Origin of the sequence: Natronolimnobius baerhuensis (assembly GCF_002177135.1) — an archaeon.
GTDB lineage: Archaea > Halobacteriota > Halobacteria > Halobacteriales > Natrialbaceae > Natronolimnobius > Natronolimnobius baerhuensis.
In genome coordinates, this window is record NZ_MWPH01000002.1 from 1,035,179 (window position 1) to 1,055,845 (window position 20,667).

A 20,667-nucleotide genomic window follows, 5' to 3' on the forward strand; every position below is an offset into this window, starting at 1 on the left:
GTCCAGACAGCGCTGAACCCGGTTCACGTAGCCGCTGCAAGTCATCGCACACGGCAGATCGGCGATCAGTATGAATCGTTGCAGTTGTGACTATAGAGTCGCCATTGAACCTTAAAACAGCGTTTCAGGATTGGGAAGAATCTCAGTAAATTGGCCTGCTCTAGTGGGAAAACGCTCAGACGAGGCCAAAGACCGTTCAAGGTGATAGGTACATCACCGAAGTTCCGACGAATTGAGCAGCGACCGCGTGGGGAATTACGTTCTGGTCTGTTATCTCAATTACTCGGTGCCGTCCCGCTATCGATCCACGTAACCGGCGTGTACCGACCCGTGAGCGGTCCCGGAACCGAAACCGTCCCCACTTGCTCCCAGCGGTCCGCTCGGCGCACAAACAGCGACCCGCGATGGGTCACGACGACAAGATTGCCGTCCACGGCGGTCATTCCGGTGATTATTTCGTCCTCGCGCGGAAGATCGACCGTCTCGAGCGTAGACTCGCAGTACGCGACAAGAGCGGGAGCAGCCTTCTCATCGTCCCATGTCGAGGAATTCGAACGTGCTGCGGACGCATAGATGGTCTCGTCGATGGAGAACGCACACCGGAAGTACGACTGCTCAAGGTCGTGGTCTAATCGGTTCCAAGTCTGACCAGCATCGGCCGACCTGTAGAGGCCGTTGCCAGTAGCTGCGACGTACTCTCCGGACGCGACAACGTGGAGCTCGTGGATATCGTCGTGAACGCTGTCGGACCGCTCCGTCCACTTCTTTCCGCCGTCATTGCTGACGTGTACGCCGCCAACTTCGATCCCAGCGACCACTCGTATCTGAGCAGGATCCGACGCTCCAGTATCGACGTGAACGTCGCGGACCTGCGCAAGATCTTCGTGACGGGGGAGCCGCCACTCCTCGCGTGAAGGGAGAGTTTGGAGCCCTTCACACTCGGTCCACTCGAGCCCGCCCTTCGATTCGTCACCGTTGATGGTTGCAGTGTAGACGTGTGCCGGCCGCGTTCCGACGAAGAGCCGGTTTCCGGACGGCGTTGCGGCGACCGTATACACCTTCTCTTGGGGAGTGCCTAGTAATGTCCACTGGGTCCCGGTTCCGTCCCGCGAGCGATACAGTCCCGTCTTCGTCGCCGCGAATATACCGTCGATGCCGTCGAATCGACGAAGGCGCATGACGCGTCCGGACTCAAGGACCTTCATCGCGTTATCCGGCGTTAATTCGGTATTGTCACGGGCGTCACCGCCATCACCGTCGCTGTCTCCGGAAATTCGATACACACCGTCGTCGCTCCCAACTAATAGCATATATCTCACAAATAACCAAATCGTGAAAATAGTTCGCTATGACCGAACGCCAGATCCAACAACTTTTCTCGAGTGCGCCCCTGACTGTGACCGTGTCGGAATTCGCGTTCGAACTCGAGGTGTGTGCCCATCTCGAGGCCGACAGACCGGGACTCATCGCCCGCCAGCTCGGCGCGAGCGTCGCCGATCCCGGCGGTCGGATTCTCGACGTGATCTGTGTCGACCCCGGCCCGGCATTTGAGAAGCGACTCGCGCTGACGAGCGAGACGATTCCGGACGCGGCTATCGCGTCCAACGTCGGTCCCGGCCGCGCTCGGTACTGGAAGCGCGCGTTCCCCGACGAGTGCCATCCAAAACAGGCGCGCCGGGCAATGGAACGCGCCTGCGAGATTGGCTTTTTCGAACGCGAACGACGCAACGGCCGAACGTACGTCCGTCAGGTTGCCCGCTACCCCGACTGGTACGGGCGGCTGGTCGGCATCGAAAACAAGCCCGACCTCGGCCGACCGGGCGACCTCGAGGCGCAACTACGAACGGACGTCAGTCTCGCGCTGGTCGACGAGGTTATCCTCGCGACGGAAAGTTACGTCACGCGTGCGCATCTGAACCGCATCCCCGACGAAGTCGGTGTCTGGCGTGTCCACCGCGGCGAGTCGGACTCGCCACAGCCACTCGAGGTCGACATTGACGTGATTCGTGAGCCGACGCCGCTCCCGACTGATGAGCCGGGTATCGAGCCGCTCGAGTCCCATCCCGGCCGAACTGAGATCGCCGTCGTCGATGCAGGGGCCAAAGCACGCGCGCGTCGTCGACTCGCCGAGCGAGCCTACGGCAAGGGCTGGCGAACGTACGATCTGCCAGCCTGTGGTGCCTGTTCACCGACTGATCCGAACGAGACTGGGGCGACACTTCCGTACTGCCAGTGGGCCGGCGAGATCGTCGATGCCGGCTCGAGATGTGGGCCATCGTGTCCAGGTTACGACGACGCTGACGGAGAACCGGTCGATCTCGAGGCAGAGCGGACAACACAGACTCCCTGGCGAGCTAATCCAGCAGGTCGCCAACGACGTCAGTCAGGATTAGATCAGTTCGAGTGAGTTCTGGACAGTCCGTCTCACTCAGGAAGGAGATACTGCTCACCGTCGACAGCGAGGGGCTCAGCGAACGCCTCCTCGAGTGGGTAGTAGTGTGCCAAATGGACGAGTCGAGTCTGCTCAGCCTCGAGATCCGACGCGAGTGCGAGCGCACCTTCTCGAGTCATATGTTTCGTGCCAAACGTCCGCGGGATGCCATCGGGTCCCTTGTGACGGCCGCCAACGGGGTGATGGTCGCAGAATCGGGCCGGGACGATGGCATCGGCCAGCAGGAGATCGGGGTTGGCGAGAATCTCGCGAGATCGGTCCGGAATGCCGTAGCTCGTATCGCCCGAGAGCGAAAGTTTTGCGCCCGTCTCTGGGTCTTCAATGGCGAGTCCGTAACACAGCAGCGGTGGATGCTCGACCGGCACGAGCGTTACGTCAAAGCCACAGATTCGAACCGGCTCGAGCGGTGTTGTCGGCTGGACCGTTACGGTGTCGAGATAGTCGTAGTCGCTGGCGACGGTTTCGGCGACGCTCAAGCCAGTTTTGGGGTCCGTCTCGTCGGCGGCGTAGACATCGAGCGAGTCGAAAACACGAAAGACGTTGCCCAGCCCATCGAGGTGATCGAAGTGGATGTGGGTGATGATGCCGGCGTCAGGAAGCGCCACGTCATCGCGCAGGAACTGGTATCGAAAATCGGGACTGAAATCGACCAAGAGTGACTCGCCGGTGCGGTCATTCTCGACGTGGACGGAAAATCGCGTGCGCTCGAGGCCACGTTCACGGGCAGCCACACACGTCTCACAGTCACAGCCAACAGTCGGCGTGCCGGTGGTATCGCCAGTGCCGAGTAAAGTGACACGCATCAGTGTCCCCCTCCACGGATCGTCCCCACGGCCGGAGAAACGCTCGGTGCGTGGCAGCCTCGAGCAACACGCGCGAGTCGATTAGACATACACTTCGCCGCCCTCGAGTGCCTCTCTGATGAACGGGTGATCTGACTGCTCGTCGACCCGGTCGGCCGGGAGGACGTAGAGTTCGATGACGGTGTCGTGTTCGATCCCGACCGTCTCTGCGAGCGCCTCGAGTTGCCGTTCGCGTTCCTCGAGTGTCTCGTCTGTCTCCGTCTCGAGGACAACGAGCAATTCAAGGGCGGCATGAACGCCGCGGTCATCACGGGTCGCATCGCCGAACGCGACGAGTCGGTCGATGACGTCGTCGTGGTCACTCTGGGCGCGACTGGCAAAGGCAGCGGCAACATCGCCATTGGAGTCGCCGCCAGTATCGACGCGAGTCGTGTCCTCACGAAGCGAACTCTCTCTCATTGGTGGCTGTTAGAACCCGTCGCATAAAGGGTATGCTGATCGCTGTCAGGTCGGTGACGACTGTGTCGCTGTCTTCTCCGTTGGAGACCGGCACAATACTTACTTTGTCCACCCACGTTCGAGAAACTATGTCGCTCGAGCGGACGCGTCGGGACCTGCTTGGGGTATTCGGGACGAGCAGCGCGGTCGCTCTCGCTGGCTGTCAGACGGGAGATGACGAGCCAACCAACACCGACTCGAGTGCGACTGACGAAGCCGATACCACGGTGACGACTGCGGGCGACGGAGACGACAAACGAAACGACGACAACGAGCAAGACACCGAGCGAACAGAAGACACCGCAAACGGCGGCGGCGATACGGCCGATGATGACACCGACACTGCCGAGGACGAGGATACCGAGACGTCCGTTCACGCCGACTATGAGACGACCGAGATTCAAGTCGTTGGGCCGAACGGCACCGAGCGTGGCTCTGTGACCGCCGCACTCGCCGATACACCGGCGCTTCGATATCTCGGTCTCAGCGACACCGACGACCTGCCGACGGACCGCGGCATGCTGTTCGTCTACGACTCCGTGGCTGACCGCACGTTCGTCATGCGTGACATGGACTTCGGCATCGACATCATCTACGCCGACGCCGAGGGGACGATTACGGACATTCATCACGCGCCCGCACCCGAACCGGACGAAGACGGCGAAACACAGCGCTATCCCGGCCGCGGCCAGTACGTCCTCGAGGTCGGCCTCGAGTGGACGGTCGAACGCGGCGTACGCGAAGGGGATGTTCTCGAGTTCGATCTCGAGGCGTCAGAGTAAGAGCGAGTCGCGGTCGTCAGTGATCGTGGTCGTGACTGTGGTCGTGATCGTGCCCGCCACTGTCTGGTTCGCCACCATCGCTTGCCGCCCCGCCGATATCGCCGCCGGCGACGAGCGCGTCGTGGTCGCCCTCGATCATATCCATGTTCTTCAGGCTATCACGTTCTTCGAACTCCTCGACGGCGTTGAGGAGGTCCTTCTGGGTGAGTGTGGTCCGATCCTCGGTCAGTGCCTCGAGGACGGCCTCTCGGAGGACCATTCGGAGATCACTGCCGGTCAGTCCGGAGGTGACGTCGGCGATGAGGTGCGGATCGAACTCCTCGATTTGCATCTGGCGGGTGATGACAGAGAGGATATCCGCCCGCATGCCCGAATCCGGCTTCGGGAAGTTGATGATCTCGTCGAAGCGTCGCCAGGCAGCGTCGTCTAACTGATCGGGGTGGTTCGTCGCACCGATTAGCAACACCTCGTCGTCGATAAGCGAAATGTTATCGACGGCTTTGAGCAGGGTGTTGACCGCACGTTTGAGCGCGGCGTGTTCGTCGCTGCGACGTGTCTTGGCGACGAAGTCGAACTCGTCGATAAAGAGGATACACGGCGAGAGTCGCTTTGCGACCTCGAACGTCTTATCGACGTTTTTGGCCGTCTCGCCGAGATACTGGCTCGTGATCATCGAGAGTTTGACCTCGACGAAGGGGAGGTCCATATCCTGAGCCAGCGCCTGTGCTGTTGACGTTTTTCCGGTGCCTGGCGGGCCGACGAACAGCAACTTGCCGATCTCGCGCAGGCCAATCGCGGAGAGATAGTCACGGTGCTCGATAGCTTTCGAAATCTTATCGAGTTCGTTCTCCTGATCGTCAGTGAGCACGAGGTCGTCGAGCGACATATCGACCTCCTCGGGGGCGCGCACGTCGACGAGATCCAGCATCTCCTCGTCGTCGTCCTCGTTGAAGTACTCCTCGAGCAAGCCATCGATCCAGACACGATCCGCGTGGATCGGACGGTTTTGCTCGCGGGCAGCCTCGTGGGTGACATCGAAGTCGTCGTGCGCTTCGAAGTGTTTTGCAAGCGTCGGGTTTTCGAGCAGTCGCTCGTCGTCGACGCGGTCGGCGAACCAGCGGTCGGCGAGTTCCGTCTGGGTGAGAGTGATGCTTCCGGAGAACTCGTCTCGCTCGGTAAACATCAGCTCTGAGACGGCGTTCCAGGGCTGGTCGACGCCGGTTGCCTCTCGAGCAGTGCCGGTGGTTGCCGAGAGCGGGCGAGTGATGCCTTGACGGCGATCAGCCGACGTGTCTGACTCGTCCTCACTGTCGTCCTCGCTCTCGTTGCTGCCCGTTCCGCCGGTCCAGAAGACTCGGCGATACGATGGTGGCAGATCGTTCTCATCAAGCGTCCTGTCATCCGAATACACGCTCGTCGTGAGCAGGAACTCTACGACATCGAGCGCCGCGTCACTCATTCCGTCATCGTACTTGCTACACGGCCTTAACAGCGTCGTCACGCGAAACGTGTGTCAGACAGTCCCAGCACTCGAGTCTTGAGGATACAACACCAGTAACTGCCAAACACAGACACTGACTGTCAGTGCCACCGAAACTGCCAGTCTTCGACTGACATCCGCTCCGTCGACGAGCGAGTACACCTGTTCATCCCATAACGGTTTTCGTGTATGCGGCCACAAGCACGTATATGAACATCTTACTGGGGCTCGGAGGGAGCGACGAATCGATGAAAGCCCTCCGGCGAACTATCGACCGGACACTCGAGGTGGATGACGACGAACTCACCGTCGCAATCCTCGAGAAACCCGAGTCGAAGCGTTCGCAAGCGGAGATGCAAGCCGACGCCGAAGCGCATCTCGAGGACGCAGGTGTCGACGCTGAGATCATCCAACTCGAGGGCGATCCGGGAAGTTCGCTGGTCAACTACGCAGAACAGGGCGAGTTCGACCAGGTTGTCATCGGCGGCGGGACGCTCTCGCCGATGGGGAAAATTCAGCTCGGGCCGATCACGGAGTTTGTGCTCCTGAACGCGCCGACAACCGTCAAACTGGTGCGATAACGATGCACGGAACGCGACCGTACCCGGACGACCCTGTCGGTCCGTTTCCAGCGCCGTCTGCTACCTTCGAAGACGGCGATAACCGACAGATCGACATTCAGGCACCCGACACGTTCGAAGACGTTCTCGAGGACGTCGTCACGATGTACGACGCCTTCGACCCCTCAGACCGAGCCCAGGGGATCCCGCCAACCGGCGAGCAGCGCATCCGCAACTGGCTCGAGACCATTGCAGACTACAGCGTCAACGTGGTCGCCTGCCACGACGGCAAGGTGATTGGCCATGCCGTCCTCGTGCCCGATACCGACGACGTCTCAGCAATCGACTCCCGCGGCGAAATTGAGTGGGAACTCGCGATCTTCGTCCTCCAGGAGTACCAGCGCGCGGGAATCGGGACCCAACTGCTCAAGCATCTGCTGGGCCACGCCAGCGACGTCGGCATCGACCGCGTCTGGCTCACCGTCGAGCGCTGGAACAAGCCAGCAATCGCCCTCTACGAGCGCGTCGGCTTCGAGGCGACTGGGACCGAGAGCTTCGAACAGGAGATGGCAATCCTGCTCGAGTAGCGATAGACATCAGTTGCTCGCGACTTGATTCCGCCCATAAAGAGTCAGCATAAGAGAAAGTATTATGATGGTGCTATTAGAATCGTAGAAAAATGAACGTCTGGACGCCCATGTCTCAACTAGCCCCAGACCTGACCGGAACGGAGGGGCAATAGATGGGACCAAAGAAATCGCGGACACGCGAGCAACAGTCGGCAGAGCAGGACGAAGCGAAAGACTCGTCGTCCATCCAGCGATCAACACAGGAATCGGCGTCCCACTCAAGCAGCGAGATGGGGTCGCAAGGACTCGGCACGACGGCTGAGACGGCAGTCCACGGGACGAACCCGAACCGCGTTGGCGACCCGACACCGTCCTACGAGTTCGGTCACCCTGGACTCGCACCCTCTCCCAGCGAGCACAACATCCAGCGCGCCCTCGCGGGCACCGACACGAGTCAGGACGAGGTTCCTGATACGGTGCTTGACGTGCTTGGCGACGGTGGTCAGTCGTTGAACCAGCCGATTCAGCGCGCGCTCGAGGAACGCATGGACGCGGACTTCTCAAACGTGCGGATTCACACGGGCGCGAAAGCCGCCGAAGCCGCGGATGCAATTGACGCGAAGGCGTTCACCTGTGGCAATGATATTGTGTTCAATTCAGGCGAGTACGATCCGGAGTCTGGTAAGGGTCAGTTTCTGCTCGCACACGAGTTAGCACACGTCAAACAACAAACTGGGGCAGCGATCAGCATGATGCCTCAGGAGGATGCGGATTTGGAAATCGATCCAGATCCACGACTCGAGCGGGAAGCCGACGAGACGGCGAAGCAGGCGCTGTCTGGTGAGGAACCACTGGTTGTGAGTCGGATGGGGACAGACATCCATATTCAGCGAAAGGATTGGAACCACGGCCCATCGAACGCAGAACGGTTGCCGACCGGAGAGGGTCCGGGAGTCGTCGAAGGGTCAGTCGACGAACTGACAACCAAAACCTATCGGTTGACCCAAACAGAGTTAGTAGACCTCGTCGAAGCAGTTGACACACCCGAACAACTGCCAGCCTATATCGACGAAAACGATGTTGGTGTCTCGAGTCGCCTTCAGGATACGATGGGAAGTGAATTCAAGGGAGCAACGACCGGTTGGCAAGTCGGATCAGCGGTCGGGTCGTTTGCCGGTCCAACAGGAACTGTCGCAGGTGGACTCGCGGCGATGCCCGTGGGCTACGTCTTCGCGAAATACTTTGGTGATGAGACTGCTGACCAGATCCAAGAACGAATTCGGAGTCTCCTGGATCTTAATACCGAACAGGAATTTGAACAGAAAGACGAAAGCGACTCCAATGACGATAGTGGGTTCTTGGGGGTATTCTGATAATTATGGATGCATCTATTGAACTGGATAGTACAGAAGGGATTGCGGTTCGGACTACGGATAATCAAGGGATTGAACATCGTATCGAAATGCACCCTAACGGAGAAATCGATTATCACGCTACCGATGGATATCAGAGTGATCCCTCAGATCGAACTACCGTAGAAAACGAACGATTCACGCAAACTCGTCGATATACGAAGTACCATGTAGCTCAAGAAACGGCGCACGAAACCCTCCCGTGGGATCTGAATCCAGATCGGTTCGAGACGGTTCGACAGGCACTGGCAGCACTCTCGAGTGAGGAGATAGAGGAATTGTTCGGCGACTTGCTGGCTCAGAGCCTAAGTCACTATCACGATGAACCCAATGTCGATATCGGTGATATTTCCCGACCTCACGAACTGCCAGCAGACAAAATTGGTCCGGAGGACGCGGTGCTGTACAAGCAGGAGATCTATCTCGATGAGACCGATCAAATAGAGGCGGTCTCGGGTGTGTTGCTCACCTACTACGTCGCGAAAGGCGAGCGTACGACGGTCCGCCACGGCGATGCTCCCGAGCGCGATCCGGATGCCTGCGTTGAGGTCTCACCCGCACCATTGGTCGCGCCGGAACCGTTTCGGGATTTCCTCGTCTACAATTTGCGATGTCAGATCCGCGATTGTTACGTCGGCATGGGGTTAGAACCACCTGAGAAATACAAGGTACTCGGCCCCGGACAGTACCGATTTACTGGCAAGTACCAGCATTTCGACTGCTATCCGAAATACTACAACTACGACGCAGATATTCCCGGCTATCACCACGATTTCGTCCCTGAGCTCCCGATTTCGAAATCGGAACTGGGCGGACTTGTCGATCCAGAACACAGCCAGTCAATTTACTCCCAAATCAAAGGTGCACTCTTCAGTAGATAGGAAACGGAGGTGCATGTGCAACGACGTCCCGGGGAAGCTGTCGTCGAAAAAGTTGGCGGAGTGCTCGAGACCGGCGAAGAGACGGTCGACGATGCCACGAGCAAAACCTATCGTCTCAGCAAGGAAGAATTAATGGACTTGGTCGACTCTGTCGAGACCTCGAAAGGGGTGGCCCAGTGGATTGAGCACCACGATGTCGATGTTGCAAGTCGAGTGCAGGATTCCACAAGTAGTATGGTCAAAGGGGCAAGCAGAGGGTGGACAATTGGGACGATGGCTGGAGCAATGGCTGGCCCGACCGGGGCAGTCGCTGGTGGTCTCGTTGGCGCTCCCCTTGGAGCAATCCTCAGTACGGCATTCGGCGAACAAGTCGCCGGCAAAGTACAAGAGATTCTGCGAGATCAACTTGGTCTCGAGACCGATCAGGAGTTCGACCTCGAAGACGATACTGGCGGTGACTTGATCGGTGATGCCCAGAGCAGGAGGGAATAAGTATGGATGCAATTATCACGGGACAATCTGAACGAATCGGTCTCAGTGTTATCGATAATAACGATGTCGAACATCTCATCGAAATGAACGAGTCGGGCAAGATCATGGCCCACCAACAAGACGGCTACCCCGACAAGGCAGCCGAACGAACACATAGTGAAGGCGAACACGTCGGCCATGCCCGAAAGTATGCACAGTATTACGTTGCTCAGGAAACTGACTACGACACCATCCCGTGGGACATCCACGCCGACCGCTTTGCGGACGTTCGACAAGCACTCCAAGCGCTTTCGACCGACGAGATCGACCACTTTTTCGGGGACGTCCTCGAGCAGAGTCTGAGTCACTATTGGGACGACCCAGATGTCGATGTCGGTGAGACGACTCGCCCACACGAACTACCTGCCGAGATGATCGGTTCTGATAACGCAGTCCGATACAAACAGGAACTCTATCTCGACGACACTGGCGCGATTGAGGCCGTCTCTGGGATCGGAATCGAGTACTACGTCGCCAGAGGTGACCGGACCACAACCTGGCACGGAGACAGTCCTGACAGAGAACCTGACGCCGCCGTCGATGTCGTCCCAGCACCGCTCATCGACCCTGTCTCCTTCCGAGACTATCTCGACTATAACCTCCGCTGTCAGATTCGGGACTGTTATCTCATGCGAGGCATGGAACCACCTGAACAGTACCGGGTGCTTGGTCACGGCCAGTACCGCTTTACTGGTAAGTACGAAAACTTCGATCTGTACCCACCGTATCACGATTTCCAGGCCGATATCCCAGGCTACTCCCACGAGTTCCGACCTGACCTCCCGATCACTTGGGCGGAGTTGCGCGGGATGACTAGCCCGAATCAATCCGGATCACTCTACGACCAAATCAAAAACACCCTCTTCACCCGATAGATGTCTGCCCGCTTCGGTGTGCCTACAGGGACCACGTGGGTGCTGGCTTCTCGAGCGTGGTAGCCATACGAGCGCGAAAGCGGCCGATTCGATTGACAGCAAATGATGATTCTAACCGCTATCTATAGTTGCACCGTCCGATAGCGATCGGACCGCCATTTTTTGGGAGTACTGGTCCGGCGCGTTCGGTTACACCGACAGAACCGGCTGGCTCGCGTACGACAGCACGTATTCGGCTGCCTTTTCGAGAACTTCTGCGGAGGCTGCATCAGTCACCGGCTCGCGCGGTAGAACGATGAAGTCCGCGTCAATGTCGTCGGCCGTATCGAGGACGACGTTGCCAGGATGCAGTGTTTTGCGCGTCTTCGAAAAGCCGTCGTCGACCGAGGTCGACAGTGACACGTCGGCATCCTCGGCAACTCGAGCGACATCCTCGAGAAAGCCCTGTGTGTCTTCGGCGACTGCGGCTTCCTCGACAGTGCCGGCGTCCATCCCGCGGACGACGCCGTGCCCGAGCACGAACAGCGCGTGAACGGACGCATCGTAGCGGTCAGCAACGGCAACGGCGTACTCGACGGCGGTCACGGATTCGGCGCTGCCGTCGACCGGTGCGAGCACAGTATCGACGGAAAACGACGTGCTGTCGTCCATACGCGCCAGTGTGTTCGGGGCACGCAAAAAACCTCCCCCGAATGCCACTCGAGTGGAGCCGCGAGTGTCACGGAAGCGGGGACGTTTAAGCCACCGGAGCGCGAACTAATGGCCATGTTCGATACCGTCGTCGTTGCGACAGACGGCTCCGAGAGCGTCAAGCGGGCTATCGACGTCGCGCTCGATGTGTCTGAGCGCTTCGATGCTGACGTCCACGCGCTGTCGGTCGTCGACGCCAGCGAAGTCGATGCCTCACCCGAGCAACTGCGCTCGGAACTTCGAACCGCCCTCGAGACGCATGCAGATGCTGCCCTCGGAACGGTCGAGGAGCGGACTGACCGGGAACTGACGACGGTCGTCCGCGAGGGTCGACCGGCGGCCAAAATCTGTGAGTACGTCCGCGAAATCGATGCGGATCTGATCGCGACCGGCACCCGCGGCCGACACGGCGAGAATCGCCTGTTGCTCGGCAGCGTCGCCGAGCGCGTCGTCCGCACCTCGCCGGTGCCGGTACTGACAGTGCGACAACTCGAGCCAACAGGGGACTCAGAGGGAGGAGCGGCACCCGAGCACGCGTAGTGGGCTGTAACAGCGTATAGTAATTCCGTGCTGGGACGCTGTACGCTGTGTCGAGACGTTTTTCGGCGACAACAGAGAGAGAGACGACCTCACTCGCTCCGGAACAGGGCAGCGAGCGTAAACGGCCACCAATCTCGGTTGTTGATTGCGACGTGAATCTGGGCAATGATTCCTAACAGCGGGAGTTCTAACAGCGGGCCAATGACCAGTGCCAGCGGAATGAGCGGTTCATGGGGAAACGCAACAACGGCAATCGCAAGCGCTGTCGGGGAGTTCCGTGAGAGAATCGTATTGTTGAAACAGACCATCTCTTCGTAGGAGAACGATAGCAGGCGGCCCACGCCGAAGCCAATGGCGAGGTTAATCGCATAGAAGGCGATCACGGGGACGGCAAGCAATGCGAGCAATTCGGGATTCTCGAGGATGACTTCACCTTGTGAGGCAAACATCGCCCCGATAGCGAGACTCAAGAAGACGATCTGAATCGGACTCAGCGTCGGCAGAAACCGCTGTGTGAACCACTGCCGTCCCTTCGACCGAACCAACCCAACGCGGGCGATTCCACCGAAAATGAGCGGGACGACGAGGACGAGGACGATGCTTTCCAGTAAGACAGTCAGCGGTAACGCAACCAGTTCTCCCGCAAAGACGTACAGATAGACCGGCAGCAGAACCAACTGGAGGACGAGATTGTACGGCAGAATCGAGGTCGCGAGCGGAACGTCTCCATCAGCGATATCGGTGAAGATGAGATACCAGTCCGTACACGGCGTGACCAGCAGCATGATGAGGCCAACCCAGAGTGCCGGCTGGTCGCGAAGAAAAATCGCGCCGAGACCAACGGCCAGCAACGGGCTCCAAATGAAGTTAATCAGCAGACTCGAGCCGACGACACGCCGGTTTCTGAACGCCGACCGAAGCCGAGAGAGTGGGATGCCAGCAAACGCCGCGAACAGCATAACCATCAAAAACGGCAGAATCAGGTGATCTGCAACGGCAGGGATACCAGCAACCTGTCCGAGCGCCAACCCGCCAACGATGGCGACGAGGACAAACACCGTCTGGTATCGTTCGACGAACTCCATCTGCTGACAGTTGCGCCTCTGGCGGCTTATGGACAGTGTCTTCCAAAATCACTCTCTGGGACGCGGTTCCGCTTGTCGAGACGCCGACGGTCAGAGCGCTCACCGTGTGCTGTCCAGCGCAGACGACAGCTTCGCCTCGAGTCCGACTACCTGAATGGGAAGTCACTTCCGCACAGACCCCACAAGAGAGGGTATGTACGACGAACTCATCGATAGCGGTGACCTGCCGCTGGCCCGCAAATCGGTCCTGCCGGGCACCGGTTTTTTCCTCCCCGATACGCTCGAGGAGGACCTCGAAGACGAGCAGACGGAAGCCGCACTCGAGGGGAGTGAGGTCGCCGTCATCGCCGATCCAGACGCCGACGGGCTCGCGTGCGTCGCCCTCATTCGAGAGGCCTACGGCGACATCCAGAACGTTCCCAAACCTGACGATGGCGACGGGGATGACGATGACGACACCGACGTCCCCGCCGACCTCGAGGGCGACGCGGACGCCCCGCTCGAGGAACCCGAACCCACGCCCCACAACGTCGCGCTCGTGCCTGCGAGTCCGCACAATGTCGAGGATGCACTGGAACGCGTCGCCGAGTACGGCACAGAGGGCATCGATCTCTACGTCTGTGACCTCTGTCCGGACAGATACGAGTACGTCGACGAGGAACTCGAGGCCGCACTCGAGACCGCCTCGAGCGTCGAGTGGTACGACCATCACCAGTGGGGCGACGACGTCGCCGAGTCGGTCCGCGAGGCCGGCGCCAAACTCGAGGTTGGTGATTCCGAGGAGGAGTGTTCGGCCGACGTGGTCTATCGCTCGCTCGAGTACGAGTTCTCGCCGATGTACGAGGAACTGGCCGCGGTCACGCGCGATCACGACCTCTGGCTTCGCGAGGACCCACGCAGCGACGATCTGGCGGATTACGCCTACTGGACCGACCCCGCCGAGTACGTCGAAATCGTCCGCGAGTACGGCGTCGACCTCCCCGAGTGGGCCCAGGACTTCTTAGAGGAACGCCGCGTCGAGAAGGAGGCGCTGATCGAGCAGGCAATCGGACGCGCAGAGTACCGCGAGGTCGGCGACTACACCGTCGGCGTCACCTACGGCCGCTGTTCGCAAAACGAGGTCGCCGAAGCGATGCGTGAAGCCGGTGCCGACGCCTCGGTGATCGTCAAGCCCGCTGGCTCCGCTTCGATCCGCGGCACCGACGAGTTCGACCGCTGTCACGAGGTCGCAGGGCAGGTCAACGGCGGCGGCCACCCGAAAGCCGCTGGCTGTAAACCCGACATCTACGACGACATGCTCGATTACGCGACCCACTGGACCTCACGCGGCGCGGTGACGAAACGCGTTATTCTCGAGGCCTTCCGCGACGTTGTCGAGAGTGAGGACGCCGACGCTGGGGACGACAACGAAGACGACGAGTAACCAGCGAACTGATTATCGCAGTAACTGGGCGACAGCGCTGACGATCACTAGCGTTGCGCCGAGAACGACACCCCACCACCGCCAGCCGTCGGGAACGGTTTCGGCAGGGTCGTCAGCGACAAACAGTAGGTAGCCGGAACTGCCGGCCATTCCGAACCCGCCAACTGCCAGCAGTCCGGCGGTGAGTCCGAGACCGTCCGCGAGCACCGTCGCGAGGCCATTCACGCCGACGAGAGTGCCGGCGAGGATCACCGCGGCGTGATAGAGACGTATTCGGTCCATAGCAGAGACGGGGTGGAGGACGGAGTTGGGCGTTTCGTTGTGTCCTGTACGAATCACCTTACTCCTGCGAGGCAACGTACCGCATCACGAGTTGCAGGACGTGGACGAAGACACCAGCGACGGCGATGTAGACGCCGATGGTCTGCAGTGCGGTCGACGCGTCACGATTGTCCCGGACCTGCCAGACTTCGTAGCCAAGTCGGAGCAGAAAGCCCAAAAAGATCAGCGCGAAGCCGACGAACAACAGCGCAGGGAGAACGAACGAGCCGACGAGGACAACGCCAGCACCGCCAAGAAACGCGAAATTGGCGAATCGACCCCAGTGCTCAAACGTCTGTGAGCGCGCGTAGACGTAGCCTGTAATTAGCGCCGTCATGAGCGCGGTGATGACTGCCGTGAGACCAAGGATTGTCAGCTGTGTGTCTGCCGGAGCGAACCTGAGAACGCCCGCACCAAAGACGCCGAAAGCGAACTGGAGAATAACCATCCCAGCGAACGCGGTGCCCATGTCACCGGCTTTGACACCACGCTCGGCGATCAGTTCACCGCCCATGATCGCCAGCCCGTAGACGATAAGGCCGACAATCGGTGCAATTCCAAACAGGTAGTCATTGACGGCCGCGAGCGGCGTCGCGATGAACGCGTACATCAACGCCACGTTGATCGCCATCAGAACGCTTGCACCGCCGACGACGCGCCCTTCGCGCCCAGTCAGTGTGAATCGCTGTGTCTCGTGAGAGGTATCGAACGAACTCATACACGACCTACCCGTCGGAATCGCAAAAGAATGGTCCTTGTCGGACGTTATTCGTCGCCCTCGAGATCATCGCCGGATGCCGGATTCCAGCGATCCGAGTACGCCGTCCCGCAGGTACATTGGGCGTAGGCGTGGATGACGTCGCCCTCGGCGTAGAGGCCGCCGACGTCCTCGTTCTGTTCCTCCGCGAAGGCGAAGATGTACTGCGGGTCGTGGTCATCCGCGTCGCTGTCTGCGGCCTCCGGGCAGGTCCCATCGGTCAGATCGGCGTCGATGAGTCCCTCGAGATCCATCGCGGATTTCGCAAACTCCATCGCGCCGGTGCCGGTCGCGGCCTGAAACGCGCCGCGGCCGCGCTCGCCGTCGACGACGATCAGTGTGCCACCGTCGACGTGCTCGCCAAAGCGTTCGAGGCGGTCGTCGGAGACGTACGAGTCGGCGAGAAAGAGCGCGACGTCGTCGGGTCGCTCGCCCGCACAGAACTCCGCGCGCTGGTCAGTCATACAGCGAAATCGACGCTCGAGGGGGATAAAAGCCGCGAACCAGGGAGATGGGACGTTAGCGGTCGGGAAGCGAAGACAGGAGTCCGTATTTCGTTCGGTAGCAGACAGCGCCGACCGACGAACCGAGACCGAAACTGTGGGATGTGTCTTGATCGTCGAGTGCGAGTACTGCCTGGCCGAGCCAGATGCCGAGGACCAGTGTCCAGCGACGAGTGCGGGAACGACGAATGCCAGCGATATCTCGGTCGGAACACAGTCGGTAGCAGACACCACTCACGACGCCGATGAGCACCCAGTCGCCGCGAAGGGACGGAGTTTGCGCTGACTCGAGCGTGTTGGCTGGAGCGCCACCAGACTGCATCGCGGAGTCAGACTGCGCTGTCGGACTCGAGCAGTCCGTACAGCCATCGTCTCGCTGCTCGTAATCCTGGCTGAGCGATGTGTGTCGAAGCACGATGACGAGTGCAAGCACCGCGAGGTTCCCCACGAAGTCGAGGCGCGCACGCGTTCGGCGGGAAATCATATACTCGCGTAGACACGTTCCGGGTAAATAAATCAGGCCGCTTGATGGCGTCGAACAGCATCCACATTGGCTCGAGTGTCGAATCCTCCGCGTGAGGAACGCCGATGAGACGTTTAGTCACCCTGCAGACACTAGTATCGCAGGCGCTAGCCGACGAGTGGCTGCAACTGACTGACAATGGCCCGTCTCAGACGCAGTGGCGACCAAATCTGCCATAACGGTTATCTGTGTTACCTTCGCTTTCATGACTATGTCCGGAACCGACAGGAACCCGTCTCACCAGGATGCTGATTACGGTGCTGCCGTCGCGAACCTCGCCGTCGACCGCAATACCGTCGAGCGCGCGAGTGACCTTGCCGGCGTGCGCCCTGCCGACGAGCAGCGACTCGAGTCGCTCGCAACCGCCGTCGAAACCGTTCGCGAGGACGCCCCCGAAGCGTATGCGGACGCCCTTCGCGCACAGCCAGCCATCGCTGAGACACTCGAGCGAACCGGGACGACCGACCAGGCCCTTGCGGGAGACTGCCGTGCGTATCTCGACGCCCTCGAGCGTGGCGAGATCGATTCCGGTGCCGTCGAATCACGACTGCAGGCCCAGGAGAGCGCTGTACCGGCGCTGTTCGAGGCTGGCCCGGACGCCTACGTTGGCTCGTTCGGCGTCCTCTACGAACACCTTCTCGAGGCAATCGCCGCGGACGTAATTGCAGAACACGACGCAACAACCGAGACTGACAGCTCCGGAGCCGGCTCGAGACTCAAGCGCCTGACCGACGGCGGTGTCGCGGCGTCCTCGAGCGACGGGACTGCCATCGAAACGGCAGTCGAAGACGTCGCTGGTCGAACGCTTTCGACACTGCGGGCGACGCTGGTCGACCAGCAGGTCGGCCTCCAGGCCTACGACGAGGCCCGCGAGGAGCAACTCGAGGCCTACGAAGCCGAACTCGCCGAGAAGGAAGCGACTATCGAGGAGTACGAATCCCAACTCGAAGAGTACGAAGAGACAATCGAGAGCTACGAGGCCGACCTCGAGGAACGGGAAGACGTTCGGGCGGACATCACGGACGCTCGCGGGAACATCCAGCGGACTCTCGAGTCGATCAGTGAGTCGACTGACCGCGTCAATTCTGGCGCGCAGACGGTCGATTCGATCTCGAGCGAGCAGTCGGAGTCGATGAGCGAAGTCGCACGCGAAGTGTCGGGACTGTCGGCGACGGTCGAGGAGATTGCCTCGAACGCAGAAGAGGTCAGCGCGACAAGTGAGCAGGCCGAAGAGATTGCTGGGACGACGACCGCGACCGCCGAGGAGGCAATCGACAAGATGGAGGGCGTCCAGGAGGCCGCCGGCGAAGTGACCGACGATGTCGAGGAACTCCGCGAAGGCGTCCAGCGGATCGACGAGATCGTCGAAGTCATCAACAACATCGCGGACCAGACGAATCTACTGGCGCTCAACGCATCGATTGAGGCTGCAACGGCCGGCGAGGCGGGTGACGGCTTCGCTGTCGTCGCAGACGAGGTCAAGAGCCTCGCCGAGGAGTCCCAGGAGGAAGCCGCGAACATCGAGCGGATGGTTGATCGCATTCAGGACGACACCGAAGAGACCGTCGACAGCCTCGAGGCGGCAAACGAGGAGATCGATGACGGTGTCGACCTGGTCGAGGAGACAGTCAACAATCTCGGCCGGATCGAAGAGTCGATTGGCGAGGCCAGTACGGGTATTCAGGAAGTGGCCGTCGCGACGGACGATCAGGCCGCAAGCACGGAGGAAGTCGCCAGCATGACTGACACGGCGATGGAACGGTCACAGCAAATCGCTGATGAAGCCGATACCATTGTCCAGACGACCGACCAACTGAGTAGCCTCCTCGAAGACGCTGACGACGAACTCGACCGCCTCGAGCAGGTTGAATCAACGTCAAACTGAGACCAATGGCAACATCAACACACGCAAGCAACCCGGAGCAGGCTGAGGGAGCCGAACACCCACAGAGTGCACACGTCCTCGAGTTTACGCTAGGCGAGAACCGCTACTGCGTCGACATCGGCTACGTCGCGGAGATCGTCAACACGGACCAGTTGACGGCAGTGCCAAATACGGCAGATCACGTCGAAGGCGTCATGGATCTGCGCGGCGAGACGACGAAGATCGTCAACTTGCGAACGATTTTCGGCGAGAGCGACGACGACGCCGAACTCGGTAGTCGCATCATCGTCTTCAAGCGAAAACGCGGCTCGAACGAGCGAATCGGCTGGCTGGCCGACGAAGTGTATCAGGTACAGGAAGTCAGAACGGACGCCGTCGATACGTCGGTCGATGGGGAGGGAATCGCCGGCGTCATCCGCCGCGAAGACGAGTTCGTCTTCTGGATCGATCCGACAAGCGTTCGCGTTTAGGTCTCGAGTCGGCGGGTGACTGTTCTATTCAGTATCGGTCTGTAACTCCTCGACACGCGCCACGAGGCCGTCGATGGTCTGTTCTTGCTGGTCGGTCGCGCCAACGATCCGGTCGGCAGCAGCCTCGCTCTCTTCCGAGCGGTCGCGAACGGTTTCGATAGTCGCCGTGAGTTCTTCGACGCTCGCGGACTGATCATCGATGACGCGTGCAACTTCCGAAATGCCGGACGCAGCCTCATCGACGGAGTCGTCGATCACGGCGAGTGAGCCGTGGACATCCTCGAGTCGGGCATCCGCCTGTTCGATCCGCTCGTGTGAGCGTTCGACCGTCGCCGTCGTCGTTTCAGACTGGGCGTGCAGTGCCTCGAGACTGGCCGTGATGTCGTCGGTGTGAGACTGTGTTTCGTCGGCCAGATCCTTGACGTGGTTCGCGACGACCGCGAAGCCATCGCCGCTCTCGCCGGCGCGTGCGGCTTCGATGTTCGCATTGAGCGCAAGCAAGTTCGTCTCGTCGGCGACATCCGCGATGACGTCGACGACCTGCTCGATTTCGTCCATCTTCGATCCCAGCGCCTCGACGTGCTCGAGCAGGTCATCACCGATTGCGACGACGTCGGCGGTCGCCTCGCGCGCGTCGTCACCCGCCTCGAGTCCCTCGGAAACGGCCGTCTGGGCGGCACTCGCTGCCGTGTCGACCTCGTCGGCCTGGGCCGCGACTTCTTCCATCCCGGCCGCAAACGATTGCATCTCTCCGACGGCGTCCTCAAGTAAGTCGTGTTGCTCGGCGACGTTGCCGGCGATTTCGTCGGCCGCCGCGCTCGTCTCGTCGACGCTCGCTTGCATCTCGCTCGTCTGGGCGGTGACGCGGCCGGTCAGCGTCTCGAGGCTGTTGGCCATGTCGTTGACGGCGTCGATGACGGCCAGCAGATCGTCATCGAGGACGGCGAACGCGTCATCGTGGTGTGCGCGAGCGGTGAGGTCGCCGCCGCTGATTTCGTCTGCGGTTGCCGTAATCTCCGTGACGAGGTCGGCCGTCCTGTCGCGCTCGGTGACGATCTCGGTCTGGTCGACGACGACTTCGATGACGCCGATCAGTTCGTCGCCGTCGTATAGCGGCGTCGCCGAAAAGTCGATGTGTTTCTCGTCGCCGTGGCGGTCGACCATCGTGCTGGTATCGCCGTATCGGTTGCAGGACGGATCACGCTGTTCGACGCCGAACTCGAGGTGGGCGCGCTCGGGTTCCTGTAACACCTTATCGGCGAGCGTGTCGGCGCGGCGGCCATCCGGGTAGAAGTGCTCGGAGGCGTGTTCGTGGCCGAGTGCGTCCTCGCGTGAGACGCCAGTCAGATCGGCGAGTGCATTGTTCCACTCGATGATGACGCCGTCAGCGTCCAGAATAAACGTTGGGACGCCGGTCCCATCGAACAGTTGTTGATAGCCGGCGCGCCGGATCGTCTCAGGTTGTGCAGTCGCGTCAGAAGCGCTGTCCGCCTGTGGCTGTGTGTCCCCGTCACCATCGCCTGTCGATTCCCCAGAATCTGCCACTCGAGACGCATGACTCGAGTCGTCAGCCCGATCACGTCCCCGGTGTTGTGACATTGTGAGTCAATATCATGACTCGGGGAGA

General features: G+C 60.3%; 23 protein-coding genes. 12 read left to right on the forward strand and 11 right to left on the reverse strand.

Annotated elements, in window-relative coordinates; genetic code table 11:
• Window positions 1-275 precede the first annotated feature (275 nt).
• Window positions 276-1,310, reverse strand: a complete 1,035-nt coding sequence (locus tag B2G88_RS11410; protein WP_176393219.1) for a beta propeller repeat protein — start codon at window positions 1,308-1,310, stop codon at window positions 276-278.
• A 38-nt stretch (window positions 1,311-1,348) separates the two neighbouring features.
• Between B2G88_RS11410 and B2G88_RS11415 the strand changes: the two genes are divergently transcribed.
• Window positions 1,349-2,407, forward strand: a complete 1,059-nt coding sequence (locus tag B2G88_RS11415) for a DUF5787 family protein (protein ID WP_054862485.1) — start codon at window positions 1,349-1,351, stop codon at window positions 2,405-2,407.
• A 17-nt stretch (window positions 2,408-2,424) separates the two neighbouring features.
• Here the strand turns inward: B2G88_RS11415 and B2G88_RS11420 are convergent, their stop codons facing one another.
• On the reverse strand, window positions 2,425-3,255 hold the full coding sequence (locus B2G88_RS11420; protein ID WP_054862486.1) for an MBL fold metallo-hydrolase: 831 nt from the start codon (window positions 3,253-3,255) through the stop codon (window positions 2,425-2,427).
• A gap of 81 nt (window positions 3,256-3,336) precedes the next feature.
• Entirely contained in the window at window positions 3,337-3,714 is a 378-nt protein-coding gene (locus tag B2G88_RS11425; RefSeq protein ID WP_054862487.1) for a hypothetical protein, read from the reverse strand.
• Between the two features lie 128 nt (window positions 3,715-3,842).
• Here B2G88_RS11425 and B2G88_RS11430 point away from each other — a divergent pair, with 128 nt between their 5' ends.
• Entirely contained in the window at window positions 3,843-4,535 is a 693-nt protein-coding gene (locus B2G88_RS11430; RefSeq protein WP_087714819.1) for a DUF192 domain-containing protein, read from the forward strand.
• A 16-nt stretch (window positions 4,536-4,551) separates the two neighbouring features.
• Here B2G88_RS11430 and B2G88_RS11435 read toward each other — a convergent pair whose 3' ends face one another.
• A complete protein-coding gene (locus tag B2G88_RS11435; RefSeq protein WP_087714820.1) occupies window positions 4,552-5,994 on the reverse strand; it encodes an ATP-binding protein in 1,443 nt (480 codons plus the stop codon).
• 230 nt (window positions 5,995-6,224) lie between these two features.
• On the opposite strand from B2G88_RS11435, the gene B2G88_RS11440 reads away from it, so the two are divergent.
• The 6 genes from B2G88_RS11440 (at window position 6,225) to B2G88_RS11465 (ending at window position 10,843) form a co-directional block, all read left to right on the forward strand.
• Window positions 6,225-6,596 carry a universal stress protein gene (locus B2G88_RS11440; protein ID WP_087714821.1) on the forward strand — a complete coding sequence of 124 codons (372 nt, stop codon included), beginning with the start codon at window positions 6,225-6,227 and terminating at the stop codon, window positions 6,594-6,596.
• A gap of 2 nt (window positions 6,597-6,598) precedes the next feature.
• On the forward strand, window positions 6,599-7,162 hold the full coding sequence (locus B2G88_RS11445; protein WP_054862488.1) for a GNAT family N-acetyltransferase: 564 nt from the start codon (window positions 6,599-6,601) through the stop codon (window positions 7,160-7,162).
• A 155-nt stretch (window positions 7,163-7,317) separates the two neighbouring features.
• A complete protein-coding gene (locus B2G88_RS11450; RefSeq protein ID WP_087714822.1) occupies window positions 7,318-8,517 on the forward strand; it encodes an eCIS core domain-containing protein in 1,200 nt (399 codons plus the stop codon).
• A 5-nt stretch (window positions 8,518-8,522) separates the two neighbouring features.
• Entirely contained in the window at window positions 8,523-9,437 is a 915-nt protein-coding gene (locus B2G88_RS11455) for a hypothetical protein (protein ID WP_054862489.1), read from the forward strand.
• Between the two features lie 15 nt (window positions 9,438-9,452).
• Window positions 9,453-9,929, forward strand: coding sequence for a hypothetical protein (locus tag B2G88_RS11460; protein ID WP_176393220.1), 477 nt, complete (start codon window positions 9,453-9,455; stop codon window positions 9,927-9,929).
• Between the two features lie 2 nt (window positions 9,930-9,931).
• Entirely contained in the window at window positions 9,932-10,843 is a 912-nt protein-coding gene (locus B2G88_RS11465) for a hypothetical protein (RefSeq protein WP_054862491.1), read from the forward strand.
• Window positions 10,844-11,032: 189 nt separating this feature from the next.
• Here the strand turns inward: B2G88_RS11465 and B2G88_RS11470 are convergent, their stop codons facing one another.
• Window positions 11,033-11,494 (reverse strand): universal stress protein, encoded by a 462-nt coding sequence (locus B2G88_RS11470; protein ID WP_087714823.1) that lies wholly within the window; start codon window positions 11,492-11,494, stop codon window positions 11,033-11,035.
• Window positions 11,495-11,608: 114 nt separating this feature from the next.
• Between B2G88_RS11470 and B2G88_RS11475 the strand changes: the two genes are divergently transcribed.
• A complete protein-coding gene (locus B2G88_RS11475) occupies window positions 11,609-12,073 on the forward strand; it encodes a universal stress protein (protein ID WP_054862502.1) in 465 nt (154 codons plus the stop codon).
• An 89-nt stretch (window positions 12,074-12,162) separates the two neighbouring features.
• Here B2G88_RS11475 and B2G88_RS11480 read toward each other — a convergent pair whose 3' ends face one another.
• Complete coding sequence (locus B2G88_RS11480) at window positions 12,163-13,158, reverse strand: arsenic resistance protein (RefSeq protein ID WP_054862492.1); 996 nt, start codon at window positions 13,156-13,158, stop codon at window positions 12,163-12,165.
• Between the two features lie 193 nt (window positions 13,159-13,351).
• Here B2G88_RS11480 and B2G88_RS11485 point away from each other — a divergent pair, with 193 nt between their 5' ends.
• Entirely contained in the window at window positions 13,352-14,581 is a 1,230-nt protein-coding gene (locus B2G88_RS11485; RefSeq protein ID WP_087714824.1) for a DHH family phosphoesterase, read from the forward strand.
• A 12-nt stretch (window positions 14,582-14,593) separates the two neighbouring features.
• Here the strand turns inward: B2G88_RS11485 and B2G88_RS11490 are convergent, their stop codons facing one another.
• The 4 genes from B2G88_RS11490 to B2G88_RS11505 are packed head-to-tail and all read right to left on the reverse strand — an operon-like array spanning window position 14,594 to window position 16,646.
• A complete protein-coding gene (locus B2G88_RS11490) occupies window positions 14,594-14,863 on the reverse strand; it encodes a hypothetical protein (RefSeq protein WP_054862493.1) in 270 nt (89 codons plus the stop codon).
• A gap of 58 nt (window positions 14,864-14,921) precedes the next feature.
• Window positions 14,922-15,620: a hypothetical protein gene (locus tag B2G88_RS11495; protein ID WP_054862494.1), complete on the reverse strand. Its 699-nt coding sequence runs from the start codon at window positions 15,618-15,620 to the stop codon at window positions 14,922-14,924.
• 47 nt (window positions 15,621-15,667) lie between these two features.
• Entirely contained in the window at window positions 15,668-16,123 is a 456-nt protein-coding gene (locus B2G88_RS11500; RefSeq protein ID WP_087714825.1) for a DUF5807 family protein, read from the reverse strand.
• Window positions 16,124-16,178: 55 nt separating this feature from the next.
• Window positions 16,179-16,646 (reverse strand): hypothetical protein, encoded by a 468-nt coding sequence (locus B2G88_RS11505; protein WP_054862694.1) that lies wholly within the window; start codon window positions 16,644-16,646, stop codon window positions 16,179-16,181.
• Window positions 16,647-16,896: 250 nt separating this feature from the next.
• Between B2G88_RS11505 and B2G88_RS11510 the strand changes: the two genes are divergently transcribed.
• Window positions 16,897-18,570 (forward strand): methyl-accepting chemotaxis protein, encoded by a 1,674-nt coding sequence (locus B2G88_RS11510; RefSeq protein WP_087714826.1) that lies wholly within the window; start codon window positions 16,897-16,899, stop codon window positions 18,568-18,570.
• Between the two features lie 5 nt (window positions 18,571-18,575).
• On the forward strand, window positions 18,576-19,040 hold the full coding sequence (locus tag B2G88_RS11515; RefSeq protein WP_054862691.1) for a chemotaxis protein CheW: 465 nt from the start codon (window positions 18,576-18,578) through the stop codon (window positions 19,038-19,040).
• Window positions 19,041-19,064: 24 nt separating this feature from the next.
• On the opposite strand, the gene B2G88_RS11520 is transcribed toward B2G88_RS11515, so the two are convergent.
• Window positions 19,065-20,639, reverse strand: coding sequence for a methyl-accepting chemotaxis protein (locus B2G88_RS11520; RefSeq protein ID WP_087714827.1), 1,575 nt, complete (start codon window positions 20,637-20,639; stop codon window positions 19,065-19,067).
• Between the last annotated feature and the right edge of the window lie 28 nt (window positions 20,640-20,667).

What these genes read in the sequence shown, in the direction of transcription:
- B2G88_RS11410 (WP_176393219.1), bottom strand. Translation starts at nt 1,310, where the DNA reads ATGCTATTAGTTGGGAGCGACGACGGTGTGTATCGAATTTCCGGAGAC.
- B2G88_RS11415 (WP_054862485.1), top strand. Translation starts at nt 1,349, where the DNA reads ATGACCGAACGCCAGATCCAACAACTTTTCTCGAGTGCGCCCCTGACT.
- B2G88_RS11420 (WP_054862486.1), bottom strand. Translation starts at nt 3,255, where the DNA reads ATGCGTGTCACTTTACTCGGCACTGGCGATACCACCGGCACGCCGACT.
- B2G88_RS11425 (WP_054862487.1), bottom strand. Translation starts at nt 3,714, where the DNA reads ATGAGAGAGAGTTCGCTTCGTGAGGACACGACTCGCGTCGATACTGGC.
- B2G88_RS11430 (WP_087714819.1), top strand. Translation starts at nt 3,843, where the DNA reads ATGTCGCTCGAGCGGACGCGTCGGGACCTGCTTGGGGTATTCGGGACG.
- B2G88_RS11435 (WP_087714820.1), bottom strand. Translation starts at nt 5,994, where the DNA reads ATGAGTGACGCGGCGCTCGATGTCGTAGAGTTCCTGCTCACGACGAGC.
- B2G88_RS11440 (WP_087714821.1), top strand. Translation starts at nt 6,225, where the DNA reads ATGAACATCTTACTGGGGCTCGGAGGGAGCGACGAATCGATGAAAGCC.
- B2G88_RS11445 (WP_054862488.1), top strand. Translation starts at nt 6,599, where the DNA reads ATGCACGGAACGCGACCGTACCCGGACGACCCTGTCGGTCCGTTTCCA.
- B2G88_RS11450 (WP_087714822.1), top strand. Translation starts at nt 7,318, where the DNA reads ATGGGACCAAAGAAATCGCGGACACGCGAGCAACAGTCGGCAGAGCAG.
- B2G88_RS11455 (WP_054862489.1), top strand. Translation starts at nt 8,523, where the DNA reads ATGGATGCATCTATTGAACTGGATAGTACAGAAGGGATTGCGGTTCGG.
- B2G88_RS11465 (WP_054862491.1), top strand. Translation starts at nt 9,932, where the DNA reads ATGGATGCAATTATCACGGGACAATCTGAACGAATCGGTCTCAGTGTT.
- B2G88_RS11470 (WP_087714823.1), bottom strand. Translation starts at nt 11,494, where the DNA reads ATGGACGACAGCACGTCGTTTTCCGTCGATACTGTGCTCGCACCGGTC.
- B2G88_RS11475 (WP_054862502.1), top strand. Translation starts at nt 11,609, where the DNA reads ATGTTCGATACCGTCGTCGTTGCGACAGACGGCTCCGAGAGCGTCAAG.
- B2G88_RS11480 (WP_054862492.1), bottom strand. Translation starts at nt 13,158, where the DNA reads ATGGAGTTCGTCGAACGATACCAGACGGTGTTTGTCCTCGTCGCCATC.
- B2G88_RS11485 (WP_087714824.1), top strand. Translation starts at nt 13,352, where the DNA reads ATGTACGACGAACTCATCGATAGCGGTGACCTGCCGCTGGCCCGCAAA.
- B2G88_RS11490 (WP_054862493.1), bottom strand. Translation starts at nt 14,863, where the DNA reads ATGGACCGAATACGTCTCTATCACGCCGCGGTGATCCTCGCCGGCACT.
- B2G88_RS11495 (WP_054862494.1), bottom strand. Translation starts at nt 15,620, where the DNA reads ATGAGTTCGTTCGATACCTCTCACGAGACACAGCGATTCACACTGACT.
- B2G88_RS11500 (WP_087714825.1), bottom strand. Translation starts at nt 16,123, where the DNA reads ATGACTGACCAGCGCGCGGAGTTCTGTGCGGGCGAGCGACCCGACGAC.
- B2G88_RS11505 (WP_054862694.1), bottom strand. Translation starts at nt 16,646, where the DNA reads ATGATTTCCCGCCGAACGCGTGCGCGCCTCGACTTCGTGGGGAACCTC.
- B2G88_RS11510 (WP_087714826.1), top strand. Translation starts at nt 16,897, where the DNA reads ATGTCCGGAACCGACAGGAACCCGTCTCACCAGGATGCTGATTACGGT.
- B2G88_RS11515 (WP_054862691.1), top strand. Translation starts at nt 18,576, where the DNA reads ATGGCAACATCAACACACGCAAGCAACCCGGAGCAGGCTGAGGGAGCC.
- B2G88_RS11520 (WP_087714827.1), bottom strand. Translation starts at nt 20,639, where the DNA reads ATGTCACAACACCGGGGACGTGATCGGGCTGACGACTCGAGTCATGCG.